Raw genomic sequence first — 17,519 nt, 5'->3', positions numbered from 1 at the left:
TGTTCCTGGCCAGCCGGCCGCAAAAAAAAATGCGGTGCCGCGGCACCGCATCATCCGTCCGTGACTTTACTGCGACGGCAGTTCCGACGCCGTTTGCGATGCACCATTGGCCTGGGCCACGAGCACGCGGATATTGTTCGGCGTCACGGCACCGATGCCGCCGGCAGGCAGCGTCGTGATCAGCCAGTCGGCATTGTTGGCCAGGCTGAACGGCTGCGAGCTGAAGATGACATTCTTCGTGCCGGCGGTCGTCACGCGGATCTGATACGTGCCGCCGTCCACGTAGATCGAATCCTGCGTGCTGGCCGGCGAGGCAGCACCGTAGGCCGCGCCGCCCATGGTCGGGGCGACGTTGGTGAGGTCGGCATTGGGCGCCGTCACGTACACGTCGACGTTGGGGGCGTTGTACGAGGCGTTGAAGGTCCGCACGCGGGCCTTGTCCGAGAGGATGGACTTGTCGTACGGGTCATCGATGATCGACAGATTGGTGGCCGTGCCGTTCGCACCGACAATGGCGAGCGCCGTATAGCGGTGACCGTTGACGGGGTTGAAGGTGGCTGACGCCAGGGGCGAGTTGCTGCCTGCATTGGACACCGTAGCGGTGGTCGCTGTGGCATCGATGCCGAAGTAGTTGCTGACGTTCTTGAAGCCGACGTTGGCGATGCGCACGGTGCCGTTCACGCCGAAGTCGACGTTCTGGATGAACGGGTTGGCATGCACGGTGCGGTACTGCGGCGAACTCGTGCCGATGATCTGCCCGATATCGTCGTCACCACCGCCACATCCGGCCAGCACGGCCAATGAACCCAGTGCCAGCACGGCGGCAATCTTCCTGATCTGTATCTTCATCGTTCACCTCGGACGAAAGCGTGTTCAAGACAGGCGCAGACATCGCGCGCCCATGTAGGTTGTCATCGACATGTGGAGCCGACGATAACCGCGCCCATCCGGCGCGCCTATCGAGACGGTTCCGATCGTGTTGTCGGAAGACTCCGACATGCAACCCGACGCCCGGGCAACGAGCATGGCGCGTGCCCGCGCGCCTGAACCGTCCTTCGAGGGCTATGCGCGCGGCCGCGCAGACAAGCGGCTCGCTATACTTGCGCGATCCGTGTTTTCTCATGCGCCACCCGCTCATCCGCATGCCCGAACCGCGTCCGGCGAGCCCCGCGCCGCTGCCCGACCACACCGCTTCTCCGGCCGATCCGCAGGCATTTGCGCGCGAACGCGAACGGGTGCACGCGTGGCTGCAAGCGCGTGCCTCCGGCGCACGCGCCGTGAGTGCGTCCACGCTGTCGCAATATCGCGTCGAAGCCGAGCGTGTGTGCTGGTATGCGCGCACGCTCGGTCAGCCAATCGCAAGCTGGCAGCGCGACGACGCGCGCGCGTATCTGCGCTTTTTGCAAGAACCGCCCGCCTGGGCTGTCAGCGCGCGCGGCATCGAGCGTGACGATCCGGGGTGGACGCCACTGCGTGGCCCGCTCTCCGCACGTTCGGCGCGGCAGAGCAGCATCATCGCGGCCAACCTCTGCGGCTGGCTGCAGCGCACCGGCTATCTGCAAACGAACCCGTTTCTCGATGACGACGCGATGGTCATCACCGTGCCGGATGCCGGACCGCGAGTCCGTGCCACACCGGCAACCGCGCCCGGAGCCCACACCGCACCCACCGCCGCCGACATGGCGTTGATGGCCGATGCCGTGCGCGGCCGCGTCGCCCTCGGGCGCGAAGCCCGCCTGCGACAGGCGCGCGACCACTTCCTCGCCGTGCTGCTGTCACAGGCAGGCATGCGCGTGTCAGAACTGGTGAATGCGCGGATGGGCGACGTGGCCCTGCACGCCGTGCCGGCCGAGCATGCCACCCCGGATGCGCCGTTGCCGGCGTCCGTGTGGCTGCTTGCGGTGGGCGCGGGGCGCGCGCGGCGCTGGCTGCCGTGCGATGCGCTGATGCCCGCGCTGCGCGAGTACCGCACCGCCTTTGGCCTGTCGCCGCTGCCGCTGCCTGATGAAGCGACACCGCTGCTGCTCTCGATACGCAAGCGCTCGCCGCGTCGGGCCGACGGCAGCATCATCGACTCGCCCGCCCTACGCCGCGATTTTGGCGAGCGCAAGGGCATTGGTTCACGCTCGCAGTTGCTGCTCATCGTCAAGGCGATGCTGAACGAAGCCGCTGACTACGCTCGCGCCATCGGCCACACCGACGCGGCACTGCGTCTGGCGAACACGTCGTTGCGCGAGCTGCGGGGAGCGCATCTGCGCGAGCGTCTTGCCGCCGGCGACGCCGCAGCCGACGTGGCGCACGCGCTGGGCCTGGCGGCGTTGCCGGCGGTCGCCGTACGCGCGCGCGAAGCTGACCTCGCAGCCAGCATCGCCGACGCCGCGCGCAAACTGGCCGGGCCATCGGCCTGACATTCCTCCACACAGCGCGCAGAAACGGGTACGCATCGCATGCATCGGGCAGCGCGCCGATGCATTGTCGCGCGCCATTGTTGTCCGGCTTTACGCAACAGTTGTCGCTCACATCGTCCGCAGAATTGGGTTCGCGCGGGGCATGCATCGCCGACGATGTCTCGCAGAAACGGGTACGCACCGCTCAAAAATCGTGCGCAGAAATGGGTACGCTTTCAGGCAAAAAAAACGCGGACCCACGGCCCGCGTCTTTCGTCTGCGATGCAATCGCTCAATGTCCGCCGGACAGATAGAAGAAGCGGAACAGGAACACGGCCGAGATGATCCACACAATGACCGGCACTTCGCGCATGCGGCCCGTGAACAGCTTCAAGCCCGAATACGCAATGAAGCCGAACGCCACGCCATTCGCAATCGAATACGTGAACGGCATCATCAGCGCCGTGAGCACGGCCGGCACCGCTTCGGTGGTGTCTTCCCAGTTGAGGTCGACCAGCTCGCGCAGCATCAGACACGACACGTACAGCAGCGCGGGCGCCGTCGCATACGCTGGCACCACACCAGCCAGCGGCGAGAAGAACAGGCACAGCAGGAACAGCACCGCCACCGTCAGCGCAGTCAGGCCCGTGCGCCCGCCTGCCTGCACGCCCGAGGCGCTCTCGATGTACGCCGTGGTGGAGGACGTGCCGAGCAGCGACCCGGCCATGATGGCGGTGCTGTCGGCCAGCAGCGCCTTGTTCAGGCGGTCCATCTTGCCCTGCTTGAGCAGGCCCGCTCGGTTCGCCACGCCCATCAGCGTGCCGGTCGCATCGAACAGTTCGACCAGGAAGAACACCAGCACCACGTTCAGGATGCCCACCGACAGCGCGCTCATGATGTCGAGCTGCATGAGCGTCGGCGCCAGCGACGGCGGCATCGACACCACGCCGTGGAAGGTGTTGCCGGCAAAGAAGAAGCTCGCCGCCGTCACCGCCAGGATGCCGATCAGGATGGCGCCCTTCACGCGCAGGTGATCCAGCGCCACGATGAGGAAGAAGCCGATCACCGCGAGGATCACCGACGGCTGATGCACGTCGCCGAGCGAAACGAGCGTCGCCGGATTCCCGACGATCAACCCCGCCCCGCGCAGCGACACGATACCGAGGAACAACCCGATGCCCGCGGTGATCGCCACGCGGATCGAATGCGGGATCCCGTTGACGATCATCTCGCGGATGCGGAACACGCTCACCAGCAGGAACAGGCAGCCTGAGATGAATACCGCGCCCAGCGCCGCCTGCCACGTGAAACCCATGCCCTTGACCACCGCATACGCAAAGTAGGCGTTCAGGCCCATGCCCGGCGCCATCGCGATGGGGTAGTTCGCGTACATCCCCATGATGACCGTGCCGATCGCCGCGGCAATACACGTGGCGACGAACACCGCATCGTGCGGCATGCCCGCATCGGCGAGGATGTTCGGGTTCACGAAGATGATGTACGCCATCGTGAGGAAGGTTGTCAGCCCGGCGAGCACCTCGGTGCGAACGTCGGTCTGGTGCTCCTCGAGCTTGAAAAAGCGTGCGAGCCAGGTCATGCGTCTTGTCTCCTCTTGTTATGAAGTGCGATCGCCGCTCGGCCGTGCATCGGACCGAACGCCCCCGCTACGCGCCCGCGGTACGGGCGATTCGACTCTTAGCAAGATTCCGGCGCCCGAAGGTCGCGCGATCGAAATACTGTTCATGCGAATGGAATGATGGAGAACACGCCGGCCAGGCACGAGGCCGCCCGGCGCGCGGGATGCGCATGATGCCCGAAACACCACGCACGTGCACGCGGCGGCCAGCGGGCCGGCGGCGTCGGCTGCGTACCCGTTTCTGCGAAAGCACGATGCCAGGCCGCATGCGGGTCGATATGCGTACCCGTTTCTGCGCGGCAACTCGCAGAAATAGGTACGGGGCGAGGGCCGCTTCCACACGCTGGAAACCGGGCTTGGCCGTACCCGTTTCTGCGAATCCACACGCAGCTCCACCGTACCCGTTTCTGCGGCCCCTCGCCGTTTCGGCGCGCAAGCACCGAACCCGTTTCTGCGAAGCGGCTTGCCGCTGAGCCGTACCCGTTTCTGCGGGGCCGCGCGCAGAAACGGGTACGCGCGCGTTGTAGGCGTGCGGCGCAAGCCTTTGGCTAATAAGGGTTTTTACCCGCAGAAACAGGTACGGCGGTTTGCGCGGGCCGTCCAGGACCGGTCTGGCGCGGGGGCCATCGCCGGGAAGTTTCAGCGATGAAAGTTGTAAAGACGGAGCCGCCGCCGTACTGGGCCATGCTGCATCGCCCTTGTACCGCTTCGCGCGTCCGCAGAAACGGGTACGCCGACGATTCATCGAACTCGACCGAAGCGTGTACTCGCTCTTCTGCAAACCGCAAGAGTATGCGGACGCCGAAACCTCCCTTGTGTTCGAGCCCGCAGATTTGCGTACACACGCACGTGGCGCCACATCACAGAATCACGCAGAAACAGGTACGCACAGGCTTTCCCGAAACCGCTGCAGCCGCCCCGATGGTCGCTTTCCACGCAGAAACGGGTACGCTGGCAAGGAAAGACGCTCCAGGACTGCCAGAGAAGGGCGTTTTCTGTGGATAACACTGTGGACAACCCAATGTTGTCCCCGCAGATTCCGGTACGGCCGATGCGCAGAAGCAGGTACGGTTTCGCGCAGAAGCGGGTACGCAGTCTCGCAGAATCGGGTTCGCACGTCCGCAGAATCGAGTACGGTTTTGCCCCCCAAACCCAGACGCGCCAAGGCTTTGCGGGTCGCGTATACGGTTTACCTGTAGTTAACGTAAGGGGTATATATGACTGGTAGTGAGGAAAGGTCTTCCGGGGACAACCTTGCAGGTTGCCCCCCGACGCCCTTCCCGCGACGACGAGCAAAAATCGGAAAACGTACCCAATTCTGCGTGACAAGCCGGAGGCGTTTTAGTACAAAGGCTCTGAACAATTCTTGCCCAATATGGTCACCAAACGCCTCACACCCAATGGGAAGCCGGACGACAATGCGCCCGGCCGCATCATCGTCCCCTCGGGAGGGCAAGTCATCGCCGCGCCGGAGAAATTCCAGAGGCTCTTCGATGAAGCCCAGGCCATGGAGCGCGAAGACGCCTGGCAAAGCGGCGAAGTCGGCTTCCTCAGCCGTGCAAGCGTGCAGGTTACCCTGCCCTACCGTGCGCCCAAAGGTTCGCCACCGGTCTGGACGCGCTCCAGCGGCAATATTTCGTTGATGATCCAGCCGGGGTACTTCACCCAGCAGCGCTCGGAGCGGGCCAGCAACGGGCGGCAGCGCATCGTCTCGGAGACGGTCTCCTTCGGCTACCCGTACGGCTCGTATCCGCGCCTGATGCTCGCCTGGATCGGCAAGGAGATCATGGCGAAGAAGAAGCGCGGGGAATTCCAGGGTACGGTCGAAGACAGGCGTATCTCGCTGGGCAATTCGCTGTCCGAGTTCATGTACAACCTCGGCATTCCGATGGCGACCGGCGGCAAGCGGGGCACCATGACGCTGGTGCGCCAGCAGATGATCCGGCTGTTCTCGGCGACGATCGCCATCGTCCAGAACAAGTCCGCCCCCAACCAGAACCAGGAGCCGCTGTCGATCGACCGCATCGGGTACCTGCTCGCCGACCAGCTGTCGACCTGGTGGGACCCCATGCAGCCTGGCCAAGGCTCGATGTTCGAGAGCTTTGTGGTGCTGTCCGAGCCGTTCTTCAACGAGCTCGTGAACCGGCCGGTGCCCGTCGACATGCGTGCGTTGAAGGCGCTCAAGCAATCGCCGTTTGCGCTCGACGTCTACTCGTGGCTCACCTATCGCTTCTTCACGATCCAGAAGCGGACGGAGATTCCGTGGGAAGCGCTGCAGATGCAGTTTGGTACCGAAACGGAAAGCGAGCGCAAGTTCCGGGCGCTGTTCCGCAAGGCGTTGAAGGACGTGCTGGTGGTCTATCCGGACGCCAAGGTGGATGCGGATTCTTCGAAGGCGCTGATCCTGCAGCCCTCACGCACCAGCGTACGCAAGCTGGCCTAGCGCATCGTCCAGACAAAAAGAAAGGGGAGCCGAAGCTCCCCTTTTTTCATCTCGGGCCTAACAGCCTGAAATGCTTATTCCGGCTTGATTCCCGAGGCTTGCAGACCCTTCGGGCCTTGCTTCACCTCGAAGGACACCTTCTGGCCGTCCTTCAGGGTCTTGAAGCCCGAACCCTGAATTTCGGAGAAGTGCGCAAACAGATCTGCGCCGCCTTCGTCCGGCGTGATGAAGCCGAAGCCTTTGGTTTCGTTAAACCATTTGACAGTACCCGTGGCCATGCAAAAATTCCTTTAAAAAACAAAAAACAGGTCGTCCAGCCGATCCGGACATCGCACGAAGAACCGGCTGATTCCGAATCCTGCGTAGACAAAGTCTTCAGACGACTGTCTGGGCATCATAACCAGTTTGTGGCGGGGTGTCGATGGGCGGCATTTTTCTGAAATGTCGCTTTTATGCACTCAATGGTAAACACCTAGAAAATGGCCAATTCGCACGATGAACGCATGGGGTTATGCGTTAAAGGCCGCATTTACATCTCAATTCAAGTGTATTGAAAACCGCATGTGTTGCCGCGGCAACGTGACCCCGCTCTGGAGGATTTATATAAATTAAATTTTATCGATCTTGTGTTTTTCTCCTCTCTTCCCTAAGATGGGCGGTACTGACTTTCAGCGCTGAAAGTGGAGGACCAGTGAGCGCCAAGATCGTAACGGTATTCAATCAAAAAGGCGGCTGTGGCAAGACCACCGTCAGCATGCACATCGCCGGCACGCTCGGCTTACGGGGCAACAAGACACTGCTGGTCGACATGGACGAGCAGGGAACCGCCACCCGTTGGGCTTCCCAAGCCCCCGAGGACAAGCCCTTTCCCGCTTCGGTGATCGGTTTGGCGCCTTCCGGCGGCGCTATGCACCGCGAGGTTCGCAAGTTTGTGGCGGATTACGACTACATCGTGGTCGACTGCCCCCCGGCTGTCCATTCCCCGTCGTCTTCAAGCGCACTCCTTATTTCCGACATCGCGTTGATTCCCGTAGTGCCCTCGCCGCCTGACCTGTGGGCTGCGGTGGCCGCCAAGGCATTGGCCCAGCAGGCGCAAGTGACGAACGAAACGTTGCGAATTCGCGTGCTGGCGAACATGGTGCAGCGCCGCGTCTCGCTCGCCAAACAAGCCATCGAGATCCTTGGAGATGACGGGGATATTCCGTTGATGGATTCGATGATCGGATCCCGATCCGCGTTTCGTGAGTGCCAGGCAATCGGCGCAACGGTGCACGGCGTGTCGGGGGCCCGGGAGGCTGTCAGCGAGGTCGACGCCATGGTCGACGAAGTATTGCAGTTGTTGTTGCAGGAGGAACGCGTATGAGCGCGAAGTTGAAATCGCTCAAGGACGGAATGCTGGCTGGGATTGCGGCCGAAAAAACGAAAACCGCGCCCGTGGACCGATTTGCCTTGGCAGAGAAAGCGATCACCTCGCACCCACGCGGGCTGCTGGGTCAGCCGGTCGCCTCCACTTTCAGCGCTGAAAGCGCTGCGCACGAGACACCGGCCGAGCGCCGTGTCGTGAAGATCCCGCTGGACCGGCTGCAGGAGAACCCGCTGAACGCACGGCGGATCTATGATCCGCAGATCGTTCAGGAGCGCGCCGCTTCGATCGCCACGCATGGCCAGCAGACGCCCGGCTTGGCCGCCCCCGATCCCGCCAAACCGGGTTGGTACGTCCTCATCGATGGTCACTATCGCAAGCGCGCACTGGCAGCCGCCGGCAAGACCGAGATGGACTGCTTTATCGAAGACGGTCTGTCAGACATCGATTTCTACCGGCTGTCCTTCGTCCTGAACGAGCAGCGCTCGGGGCAGTCGGTGCTCGACAACGCTATCGCGTGGCGCCAGCTGCTCGACGAAGGAAAAGTAAAAAAAGAAGAAGATATTTGCGAAATTACCGGTGTCTCAGCCGGTACGGTCAACAAAACCCTTGCGCTGTTGAAGCTGCCAGAGTCGGTGCTCGAAGTCATGAAAGAACGGCCCGCCGGCATCGGGATCGCGACCGGTTACGAACTCACGCTGTACTTCAAGAGTGCCGGTGAGGAACGTACGCGTGAGCTGGTGCAGCGCGTGTTGGAAGAAGGGCTGTCCAGCCGCGACGTCGAACAGATTCGCAAAGTCGCCCAAGAAGGGCGCACGCGCAAGGTCAAGGAGGTTAGCCGGCAGTACAAGATCCGTAGCGCAGAAGGTGATCTACTAGGCACAATTAAGGAATGGGATTCTGGCCGCGTAATGCTGGACGTCAAGCTGGAAGACCGCGCCGCGCGCGAATCCCTCGTAGAGGCGCTGAAGAGCCGTTTCGGCCTCGACGTGGCGCTGCTATAGGCTGCTATAGGACTTTCCGCGGCTCGCTGATGAAAGCGCCCGTTCGGGCGCTATTTTTTTGTTGCCCCTTTCTTCAGTGCCGAAAGGGGCCGGGCCGTACCCGTTTCTGCGGGGCGACGGGCGGCGCCGCCTCATCCGTTTTCCCTCCGCAAAGGGACGGTTCACACCCTCCGAGAACCGTCTGCGGTGTCTCCCGTCCCGCTGCGGTCCACTGCAACTATACCGCTACATTATTGGAATAATGTACGAGTACAGAGATGCATTGATGTTTTTAACATCTGATGTACACTGTAAGAACATCAACAGTACTCAACATGGCGCGGCCCAGCCTTCACTTCTCTCCCCAGCAACAGCAGCGGATTCTCGAGGCGATCCAACGGCTCGACATTGCGTTTCCGCATGACAACGCCGTGTTCCTGGACGAAGTCATCGACGCGGTACAGGCGGTGACGCGGCGGATCTACGGCGCGGGCCGTTATGCCCGGTGGCTGGCGGAAGCCGGAGTGCGTCGGCGGCCGAGCAATACGACGCTGCAGAAGGCGGTCGATCGGGCGCGAGGGCGCGCCGGTGCGGTCTCGGGCGGGGCGGCGGAGGCCGTGGAACCGTGGCCGATTCCGTGGGCGCCCGCAGAAACGGGTACGCAGGCGCCGCTTTCTGGCATGTCGATGCGCATTGAACGCGACCGCGTGGCGTCGCGTGCCATTGGCGCACCCGGGGCCGGGGCCGAATGGATGGAAGCCCGCATCCGGGCAGAAGTGGCGGAGCGCGCGCTCGAGCACGAGGCCGCCCGCAATCGCCAACTGCAGGCCGCCATGGCGGACCTTGAACGCCGCCTCGGTGAGGCCCTGGCCACGGCCCCCGCCGTGCCGCCCAAACTGACCGACGCAACGCTGGAACGCCTTGAGCAGACCATCGAGACCGTGGCCCGCCTGGAAGGGGCCGCCAGCGCGCTGGCTGGTACCGAGCGGTTTCTACGGCTGCAGAACGATGCCGTGCGCCAGCAGACGCAGAACGAGGCCGATCAGCTGCGCCAGCGAATCCGCGCGCTCGAGGCAGAGGTCTCGCAATTGCGCGCGCAGATCGACGCCTACCGGCGTGCACCCGAACGTGCTGCGCCCGTCTCCCGAGGTTGGGTCAAGCCGTCTTTGTGATCCAACCTGCCCATTCTGGCGGGCCGGTGCACGCAGAATCGGGTACGCCCGGTCCAACTTTCGGCGCTGAAAGTGGACTGGCGGACTTGCAACCGGTTGTAGGAACGCACGTGCGCCACGTCGCCGAGCCTTCTTTCGACGCCTGGCGAAGCGCGCTCCACCAAAGGGTTGAGCCACTGGCATATGACTTGCTGGTGACGCTACGTCTCACCAATGGAGCTGTCATGAACGAGAAGATCACCAAGGCCGTGTTTCCCGTGGCGGGGCTCGGTACGCGCTTTCTACCCGCCACCAAGGCCAGCCCCAAGGAAATGTTGCCCATCGTAGACAAACCGCTGATCCAGTACGCGGTGGAAGAGGCGGCAGCCGCGGGCATCACGGAGATGATCTTCATCACCGGGCGCGCCAAACGCGCCATTGAGGACCACTTCGACAAGGCCTACGAGCTCGAAACCGAACTCGCGGCCAAGAACAAGCAGGCGCTGCTGGAGATGGTGCAATCCATCAAGCCGCCCGGTGTCGAGTGCTTCTATGTGCGCCAGCCCGAGACGCTGGGCCTTGGCCACGCCGTTCTGTGCGCGCAGAAACTGGTACGCGACGAACCCTTCGCCGTGATCCTGGCGGACGACCTGCTCGACAACGAGCCGCCCGTCATGCAGCAGATGACGGAACTCTACGATCATTACCGTTGCTCCGTCGTCGGCGTCGAAACGATTGCGCCCGAAGCAACGCGTTCGTACGGTGTGGTGGCAGGCCGCGAGTGGGATGACCGGCTCGTCAAGCTCGACGGCATCGTCGAAAAGCCGGCGCCCAAGGATGCGCCGTCGAATCTTGGCGTGGTCGGCCGGTACATCCTGACGCCGCGCATCTTCGACCACCTGCGCAACCTGAAGCCCGGCGCGGGCGGCGAGCTGCAATTGACCGACGCCATTCAGAGCCTGCTGGCCGAAGAGCAGATCCTGGCCTACCGCTACCGTGGCCAGCGCTTCGACTGCGGCAGCAAGTTCGGCTATCTGCAGGCCACCGTTGAATTTGCGCTGCGCCATCCGGAAGTGCGCGCCGACTTCGAGGCGTATCTGTACGACCGCCTCGGCTTGTCGCATGAAGAGGCCAAGGCCGAGGTCGACGCGTTGGTTCGCGACACCATTCCGCTCGGCGTGGCGGCCTGACGATCGCCCGCCTTCGGATCGGCCGTGCGGGTTTTCGCACGGCACGCGCGGCCGATTCTGAGAATCCGCACACTCCTCCCGTCTCCCGCCATTCGGCCACTTTCCCGCAAAGCCTGACACCACGGGCGTTTGCGGGACGCCCGCGCGCCTGCTTCCTGCATGGAATGCTTCTTGAGTAAGAGCGACCACTCATAAACCGGCGGACCGCCCCGCACCTGGCGCACGACACCACCCGGTGACGTGCCACGGGCAAGGCCGCCACGCTCCAAGGAGACATCATGACTCAGCCCCAGGCTGGCGCGGTCACGGGCGACTTTGCGCCCGCCCAAGCCCCCGCGAAAGACACCCCGGCGGACGTTCGCCGCCGGCTGCGTTCCATCTTCTCCGGTTCGGTCGGCAACCTGGTCGAGTGGTACGACTGGTACGTCTATTCGGCGTTTGCGCTGTACTTTGCCAAGGCGTTCTTTCCCAAGGGCGACCAGACGGCGCAGTTGCTCAACACCGCCGCGGTGTTTGCCGTCGGCTTCCTGGCGCGTCCGGTGGGCGGCTGGCTGATGGGCATCTATGCCGATCGCTATGGACGTAAGCGCGCGCTGTTCTTCTCGGTGGTGCTGATGTGCCTGGGTTCGCTCATCATCGCGCTCACGCCGAGCTACGCGACCATCGGCGTCGCGGCGCCCGTACTGCTGGTGCTCGCCCGCCTGCTGCAAGGCCTGTCGGTCGGCGGGGAATACGGCACCTCGGCCACGTACCTCAGCGAGGTCGCCAACAAGGAAAACCGCGGTTTCTATTCGAGCTTCCAGTACGTCACGCTCATCGCCGGGCAACTGACGGCGCTGGCGCTGCTGATCGTGCTGCAGCAGTTCGTGCTTTCGCCGGCGCAGTTGGAGGCGTGGGGCTGGCGCATTCCGTTCTTCATCGGCGCGCTGTGTGCGCTGGTGGCGATGCGCATGCGCTCGCACATGGAAGAGACGGAGTCCTTCACCGCCGCCAAGCAGAACAAGAGGCGCGGCACGCTGGCGGAGCTGGCCAAGCATCCGCGGGCCGTTGCGACCGTAGTCGGCCTCACGCTCGGCGGTACGGTGGCGTTCTACACGTACTCGATCTACATGCAGAAGTTCCTGGCCAACACGGTGGGGCTGACGAAGGACAAGGCAACGCTGGTGTCCGGCGCCACGCTGCTGCTGTTCGCCATCCTGCAGCCGATCGTGGGCGGCCTGTCCGACCGCATCGGCCGTCGCCCGATCCTGATCGCGTTTGGCGTGCTGGGTACGCTCTTCACGGTGCCCATCATGACCGGCATCAGCCAGACCACCAACGTGTGGATGGCCTTCTTCCTGATCATGGCCGCGCTGGTGATCGTCTCGGGTTACACGTCGATCAACGCCGTGGTGAAGGCCGAGCTTTTCCCGGCGGAAGTGCGCGCGCTCGGCGTAGGCCTGCCGTATGCGCTCACGGTGTCGATCTTTGGCGGCACGGCGGAGTACATCGCGCTGTGGCTCAAGCAGATCGGCCATGAGCCGCTGTTCTACTGGTACGTGACGGGTACCATCTTCATTTCTCTGATGGTGTACGTGTTCATGCGCGATACTCGCAAGCATTCCCGCATCGAACACTGAGCTCATGCCCGCCACCGACGGCCATGCCGATCACCTTGCCCACCCCGTACGCGGGCCCGGCTGGCGGTTGGCCGTCGCGCTGGCGATGGCCGCGTGCTGCGCGGCAGCGGGGTGGGGCGCTTATGCGATGGCCCTGCAGCGCTACGTGGCCACGCGCGCCGAAGAAGCCGGCCAGCGCACCACCTTCTATGCGCAGAACCTGCGCAGCACGCTCGCCCGCTATGAGTCGCTGCCGCGCCTGGCGGCACTCGAGCATGTGCTGCACGTGGCGCTGCAGGCGCAGCATCATGCCGGTGACGCCGCCATGCGGCGCGCCGCCAATGCCTACCTGAAAGAAGTGCAGGCCGCCACCGATCTGTCGGCGGCCTATCTGCTCGACACGACGGGCCTCACGCTCGCTGCCAGCAACTGGGATCTCCCGTCCTCCTTCGTCGGCCGCAACTACGCATTCCGCCCGTACTTTGCCGAAGCCATGCGCGAAGGCCTGGGCCGCTTCTACGGCGTGGGCAACACCACGGGCGAAACGGGCTACTTCCTCGCGGCCCCGGTGCGCGAGGCGGGCAAGCCGATCGGCGCCGTGGTCGTCAAGATCAATCTGGATGCGTTCGAAGCCACGCTTTCGCGCAGCGGCGATACCGTACTGCTGGTCGATCGGCATGGGGTGATCTTCCTGAGCTCGGTCCCTGAATGGAAGTACCGCACGCTCGGCACATTGAACGCCGACCAGCGCGCCGCCCTCGATGCGACCCGCCAATATGCGCCGCATGCGTTGACTCCGCTCGACACGCACGGTGCGAGCGTACCCTTTTCTGCGGACCGGCCGCCGCAGACGGTGCACGTGGCGCTGCCCGGAAAATCGCCGTCCACGCTGCGCGTGCAATACCGCCCGGTGGATCTGCTCGGCTGGCAAGTCGCCGTGCTGATCGACCCGCGCGACGAGCAACGGACCGCCCTCGTGGCCGGCGCCAGCGCGGCGTTTGCGATGGCGCTCGCGTTTGCCGTGTTGGTTGCGCTGCGCCTGCGTGCGCGCCGCCGGGAAGAACAGCGCCGCGCCCGCGCCGCACTGCGTGAGGTGCAGCGTGACCTGGAGGCGCGCATCGCCCAGCGCACCGCCGAGTTGACGTCGGCCAACACCGCGCTCGCCAGCAAGGTGGAGGCGCTCGACGCCGCGCAGCGTATCCTGCGCGAGACGCGCGACGCCGCCGTGCAGGCCGGCAAGCTGGCCGTGCTGGGGCAGATGGCCGCCGGCATCACGCATGAACTGAATCAGCCGCTCACCGCGCTGACCACGCTGTCCGACAACGCCAACCAGCTCGCCGAGCGCGGCCGCATCGACGAAGTGCGCAGCAACCTCACGCACATCAGCCAGCTTGCCAACCGCATGGGCCGCATCGTTTCGCACATCAAGGCGTTCTCGCGCAAGGGCGACGCCGCGCGCGCCGCTGTGTCGGTCGACGAGGCGATCCGCCAGGCGCTGATGCTGGTCGAAACGCGCCGCCGCCAGGCCGCTGTGCCGATCATCGCCGCGCCCGTGCCGGCCGAGCTTGCCGTGTGGGCCAATGCGGTGCGGCTCGAGCAAGTGCTGGTCAACCTGATCCGCAACGCCATCGACGCCACCGCCGAGGCATCGCGGCCCGAGCCTGCGGCCGTGCATGTACGAGTCGAACCCGTGGACAAATGGGTCCGCATCACCGTGCGCGACTTCGGCCCCGGTATTCCGGACGAGGTGCTGCCGCGCCTGTTCGAGCCGTTCTTCACCACCAAGGACGACGGCCAGGGGCTGGGCCTCGGGCTGGCGATCTCGCTGGCCATCGTGGAGGATTTCGGCGGCCGGCTCATCGGCCGCAATGCCGAAGACGGTGCAGGTGGCGCAGAATTCCTCATCGAGCTTGAACGCGTTGACCCACCGCATGCCTGAAAACGTTTCTTCCGACCTCGCTGCCGTCGACCACGCGCCCGTCTTCCTGATCGAAGACGACGATGTGGTGCGCCTGGGCTGCGAGCAAGCGCTCGCCCTGGCCGACGTGCCGGTGCAGGCCTTTGCCGATGCCGAAAGCGCGCTGGCGGCGCTCGCCACGCAAACGCCCGCCGTGGTCGTGACCGACGTCCGCCTGCCCGGCCGCGACGGCCTGGCCGTGCTGCGCGAGATGCTGCAGCACGACCGCCAGCTGCCCGTCATCCTCATCACCGGCCACGGCGACGTGACGATGGCCGTGGCCGCCATGCGCGCCGGTGCCTACGACTTCATGGAAAAGCCGTTCCACTCCGAGCGCCTGGTCGACGTGGTGCGGCGCGCGCTGGAGAAACGCCGGCTCACTTCCGAAAACCTGCGCCTGCGCGAGGCGTTGCAGGGCCGGCAGGCGTACCCGCTCATCGGCCAGAGCGCCGCCATGCAGAATGTGCGCCGACTCGTCACGGCGCTGGCGCCCACCGATGCCGACATCCTCGTCACCGGCGAGACCGGCTCGGGCAAGGAAGTGCTCGCGCGCGCCATCCACGAGGGCAGCCGGCGGCGCGGGCCCTTCGTTGCGCTGAACTGCGCGGCGCTGCCCGAATCGGTGTTCGAGAGCGAAATGTTCGGCCACGAGGCCGGCGCCTTTACGGGTGCCAACCGGCGCCGCGTCGGCAAGATGGAATACGCCGATGGCGGCACGCTGTTCCTGGATGAAATCGAATCGATGCCGCTGGCGCTGCAGGCCAAGCTGCTGCGCGCGCTGCAGGAGCGCAGCATCGAGCGGCTGGGCAGCAACGCGAGCGTGCCGGTCAACTGCCGCGTGGTGGCCGCCGCCAAGGTGGATCTGAAAGAGGCCTCCGACCGCGGTGAATTCCGCGCCGACTTGTACTACCGCCTGAACGTCGTATCGATCGCATTGCCGCCGTTGCGCCAGCGGGCGGAGGACATCCCGCTGCTGATGGCGTACTTCCTGCAGCAGGCGGCGGTGCGTTACGACCGTGCCGCGCCTGACTGGTCTGCGCAGGACATGATGCGCTGGCAGCACCACGACTGGCCGGGCAATGTGCGCGAACTGAAAAACGTCGCCGAGCGCTTCTGCCTGGGTCTCGACGACGGCCTGGTCGCGTCGGAAGCGAGCCAGCACTCGCTGGCGGGCCGCATGATGGCGGTCGAGCGCGCCACCATCGAAGAGGCCCTGCGCGCCACCGAGGGCAACGTGGCGCGCGCGGCCGATCTATTGTCCGTGCCGCGCAAGACGCTCTACGACAAGCTCAACCGGCACGGCATCGAGCCGGAGCGGTTCCGCAGCAGCTAGCGAGGAGGTCGACGCGCGCTAGCGCAGCGACGATTCGCCGGTCTTCCGGCCACCCTGCGGCGGCCAGCACGTCGCCGCCAGCAGAACCGCGACGACCGCGTAGATCGCTTCCGTCACCGCCAGCGGCATCACATGCACCTGGTAGAGCGCGGCGGGCAGATCGGCGAGCGCGTGCAGCAGCATCGCCACCACGACGAGCACAAGGCGGCGCTGCCGCACGGCATGCCACACCACCAGCGTGAGCGTGAACTGGATCAGCATCGCCGCCATGCGTTCGGCCACCGCCCCCGCCGCAAGCCACGGCGAGAGCTGCGCGAGCATCGCGTGGATCGTGCCGGCCATGGCGTCGGCGCCGCTGGCGGCCAGGCGCGCGTCGAGCTGGCCCTGGTTGGCGGCCACGCCAAAGGCCACCATCTGAGCCTGCGACGCCGTACCGACGAGCCACGCCTCGATACCGGCATGCCCGAGCGCATAGGCCACGGGCGTCGCAGCATCGCCGGGTCTGCGCGTCAGGAACCGCAAACCGAGCCAGCGGCCGGTTTCCTCGAACACGCCCGCCATCAGCGCGCCATAGACGACGAACAGCGCGGGAGCGCGCAGCCATTGCGCCGTCGCCGGATTGACCTGCAGCAGGTAGACGTGCAGCGCGCGCTCCAGCACCAGCGCAACGACCACGAACACCGCCGCGCCGACGCCAATGTCGCGCCACGCCAGGTCGAACCGCCGGCGCAGCCAGAACCACGCCACGATGGGAACGCAGGCGAGCAGCAAGGCCGCGCTGGCATGAGCAAGGAGGGCAGGCAGGGCAACGACGGGCATGGCGAAGATGTGGCGCGTGAGTAGGTGGGCCGCATCCTACCTGAGCGCCACGGGCCCGAGTCTTGCGGATCGATTGTTACAATGCATGGATGGCAGCAGATGCCGCGATTCTTGATAGGGCAGGGCAGACGGTCGTGAAACGCATGATGTGGCGGTGGATCTGGATGTGCGGCGTCGGCATCGGCGCGGTGGGTGCGGCAATGCCGGCGCAGGCTGCGTCCCGCTGGCATGAATACCTCACCACGACGTCGGTCTCGGCTTCCATCGACCGGACCTCCCTGCGCGCCAATCGCCCTGGCCACAAGACGTTTCTCGCGCGGACGGTGCTCAAGCGCAGTGAACGCCGCGCGCATGGCGCCCGCTATCGGCCTGGCACGGTGATCCTCTCGCGCCAGGAGATCGATTGCCGCCGCCACCGCATCCGTCTCGTCGACTACGTCGTGCGCGGCCCCGACGGCGCCACGCTCGACACCGACACCGCCGACGGCGCGCACTGGATGCGCATCCGCTCCGGCACGCTCGCGGCCCGCTCCGCCGCGTACGTCTGCGGCCGCCGCTAGCGCGGCATCGCCCCGGCGCTGCGCGCGCGGCTCGACAACGGCCGGCCGCCATAGCACTATGGTGTGGCCCACGACAACAAGAAGGCATCGGCTCCGAGG

Annotated in this window: 14 protein-coding genes; 10 read left to right on the top strand and 4 right to left on the bottom strand. The window is 65.0% G+C overall.

Annotated features, from left to right (window positions below; genetic code table 11):
* Positions 1-66: 66 nt before the first annotated feature.
* Positions 67-849, bottom strand: a complete 783-nt coding sequence (locus TK49_RS19170; protein WP_045219109.1) for a DUF4397 domain-containing protein — start codon at positions 847-849, stop codon at positions 67-69.
* 293 nt (positions 850-1,142) lie between these two features.
* Between TK49_RS19170 and TK49_RS19165 the strand changes: the two genes are divergently transcribed.
* Positions 1,143-2,408 (top strand): integrase, encoded by a 1,266-nt coding sequence (locus TK49_RS19165; RefSeq protein WP_045220352.1) that lies wholly within the window; start codon positions 1,143-1,145, stop codon positions 2,406-2,408.
* Between the two features lie 271 nt (positions 2,409-2,679).
* Here TK49_RS19165 and TK49_RS19160 read toward each other — a convergent pair whose 3' ends face one another.
* On the bottom strand, positions 2,680-3,984 hold the full coding sequence (locus tag TK49_RS19160; protein ID WP_045219107.1) for an NCS2 family permease: 1,305 nt from the start codon (positions 3,982-3,984) through the stop codon (positions 2,680-2,682).
* A gap of 1,414 nt (positions 3,985-5,398) precedes the next feature.
* On the opposite strand from TK49_RS19160, the gene TK49_RS19155 reads away from it, so the two are divergent.
* Positions 5,399-6,466: a replication protein RepA gene (locus TK49_RS19155; RefSeq protein ID WP_045219105.1), complete on the top strand. Its 1,068-nt coding sequence runs from the start codon at positions 5,399-5,401 to the stop codon at positions 6,464-6,466.
* A 74-nt stretch (positions 6,467-6,540) separates the two neighbouring features.
* On the opposite strand, the gene TK49_RS19150 is transcribed toward TK49_RS19155, so the two are convergent.
* Positions 6,541-6,744: a cold-shock protein gene (locus tag TK49_RS19150; RefSeq protein WP_045219103.1), complete on the bottom strand. Its 204-nt coding sequence runs from the start codon at positions 6,742-6,744 to the stop codon at positions 6,541-6,543.
* A gap of 413 nt (positions 6,745-7,157) precedes the next feature.
* On the opposite strand from TK49_RS19150, the gene TK49_RS19145 reads away from it, so the two are divergent.
* The 7 genes from TK49_RS19145 (at position 7,158) to TK49_RS19115 (ending at position 16,041) form a co-directional block, all read left to right on the top strand.
* The gene (locus tag TK49_RS19145; RefSeq protein WP_045219101.1) at positions 7,158-7,829 is read left to right on the top strand and encodes an AAA family ATPase; all 672 of its coding nucleotides are present in this window, start codon (positions 7,158-7,160) and stop codon (positions 7,827-7,829) included.
* The gene (locus TK49_RS19140) at positions 7,826-8,833 is read left to right on the top strand and encodes a ParB/RepB/Spo0J family partition protein (RefSeq protein WP_045219099.1); all 1,008 of its coding nucleotides are present in this window, start codon (positions 7,826-7,828) and stop codon (positions 8,831-8,833) included. The genes TK49_RS19145 and TK49_RS19140 overlap by 4 nt, the downstream gene beginning before the upstream one ends.
* A gap of 314 nt (positions 8,834-9,147) precedes the next feature.
* Positions 9,148-9,984 (top strand): hypothetical protein, encoded by an 837-nt coding sequence (locus TK49_RS19135; protein ID WP_045219097.1) that lies wholly within the window; start codon positions 9,148-9,150, stop codon positions 9,982-9,984.
* Between the two features lie 224 nt (positions 9,985-10,208).
* Positions 10,209-11,153, top strand: coding sequence for a UTP--glucose-1-phosphate uridylyltransferase GalU (gene galU, locus TK49_RS19130; protein WP_082062903.1), 945 nt, complete (start codon positions 10,209-10,211; stop codon positions 11,151-11,153).
* A gap of 278 nt (positions 11,154-11,431) precedes the next feature.
* The gene (locus TK49_RS19125) at positions 11,432-12,772 is read left to right on the top strand and encodes an MFS transporter (protein WP_045219095.1); all 1,341 of its coding nucleotides are present in this window, start codon (positions 11,432-11,434) and stop codon (positions 12,770-12,772) included.
* Between the two features lie 4 nt (positions 12,773-12,776).
* Positions 12,777-14,690: a sensor histidine kinase gene (locus TK49_RS19120; RefSeq protein WP_045219093.1), complete on the top strand. Its 1,914-nt coding sequence runs from the start codon at positions 12,777-12,779 to the stop codon at positions 14,688-14,690.
* Positions 14,683-16,041, top strand: a complete 1,359-nt coding sequence (locus tag TK49_RS19115) for a sigma-54-dependent transcriptional regulator (protein ID WP_045219090.1) — start codon at positions 14,683-14,685, stop codon at positions 16,039-16,041. The genes TK49_RS19120 and TK49_RS19115 overlap by 8 nt, the downstream gene beginning before the upstream one ends.
* 18 nt (positions 16,042-16,059) lie before the next feature.
* On the opposite strand, the gene TK49_RS19110 is transcribed toward TK49_RS19115, so the two are convergent.
* Positions 16,060-16,860 (bottom strand): YhfC family intramembrane metalloprotease, encoded by an 801-nt coding sequence (locus TK49_RS19110; protein ID WP_045219087.1) that lies wholly within the window; start codon positions 16,858-16,860, stop codon positions 16,060-16,062.
* Between the two features lie 143 nt (positions 16,861-17,003).
* On the opposite strand from TK49_RS19110, the gene TK49_RS19105 reads away from it, so the two are divergent.
* Positions 17,004-17,420, top strand: a complete 417-nt coding sequence (locus TK49_RS19105; protein WP_233902564.1) for a surface-adhesin E family protein — start codon at positions 17,004-17,006, stop codon at positions 17,418-17,420.
* Positions 17,421-17,519 lie beyond the last annotated feature (99 nt).

Origin of the sequence: Ralstonia mannitolilytica (assembly GCF_000954135.1) — a bacterium.
Classification (GTDB): Bacteria; Pseudomonadota; Gammaproteobacteria; order Burkholderiales; family Burkholderiaceae; genus Ralstonia; species Ralstonia mannitolilytica.
The sequence above is the reverse complement of the archived record's forward strand: the minus strand, read 5'-3'. Positions and strand labels throughout refer to the sequence as shown.

Bases quoted from the DNA above. Each gene is read 5' to 3' on its own strand.
- TK49_RS19170 (WP_045219109.1), bottom strand. From the start codon at position 849: ATGAAGATACAGATCAGGAAGATTGCCGCCGTGCTGGCACTGGGTTCA.
- TK49_RS19165 (WP_045220352.1), top strand. From the start codon at position 1,143: ATGCCCGAACCGCGTCCGGCGAGCCCCGCGCCGCTGCCCGACCACACC.
- TK49_RS19160 (WP_045219107.1), bottom strand. From the start codon at position 3,984: ATGACCTGGCTCGCACGCTTTTTCAAGCTCGAGGAGCACCAGACCGAC.
- TK49_RS19155 (WP_045219105.1), top strand. From the start codon at position 5,399: ATGGTCACCAAACGCCTCACACCCAATGGGAAGCCGGACGACAATGCG.
- TK49_RS19150 (WP_045219103.1), bottom strand. From the start codon at position 6,744: ATGGCCACGGGTACTGTCAAATGGTTTAACGAAACCAAAGGCTTCGGC.
- TK49_RS19140 (WP_045219099.1), top strand. From the start codon at position 7,826: ATGAGCGCGAAGTTGAAATCGCTCAAGGACGGAATGCTGGCTGGGATT.
- TK49_RS19135 (WP_045219097.1), top strand. From the start codon at position 9,148: ATGGCGCGGCCCAGCCTTCACTTCTCTCCCCAGCAACAGCAGCGGATT.
- galU (WP_082062903.1), top strand. From the start codon at position 10,209: ATGAACGAGAAGATCACCAAGGCCGTGTTTCCCGTGGCGGGGCTCGGT.
- TK49_RS19125 (WP_045219095.1), top strand. From the start codon at position 11,432: ATGACTCAGCCCCAGGCTGGCGCGGTCACGGGCGACTTTGCGCCCGCC.
- TK49_RS19120 (WP_045219093.1), top strand. From the start codon at position 12,777: ATGCCCGCCACCGACGGCCATGCCGATCACCTTGCCCACCCCGTACGC.
- TK49_RS19115 (WP_045219090.1), top strand. From the start codon at position 14,683: ATGCCTGAAAACGTTTCTTCCGACCTCGCTGCCGTCGACCACGCGCCC.
- TK49_RS19110 (WP_045219087.1), bottom strand. From the start codon at position 16,860: ATGCCCGTCGTTGCCCTGCCTGCCCTCCTTGCTCATGCCAGCGCGGCC.
- TK49_RS19105 (WP_233902564.1), top strand. From the start codon at position 17,004: ATGATGTGGCGGTGGATCTGGATGTGCGGCGTCGGCATCGGCGCGGTG.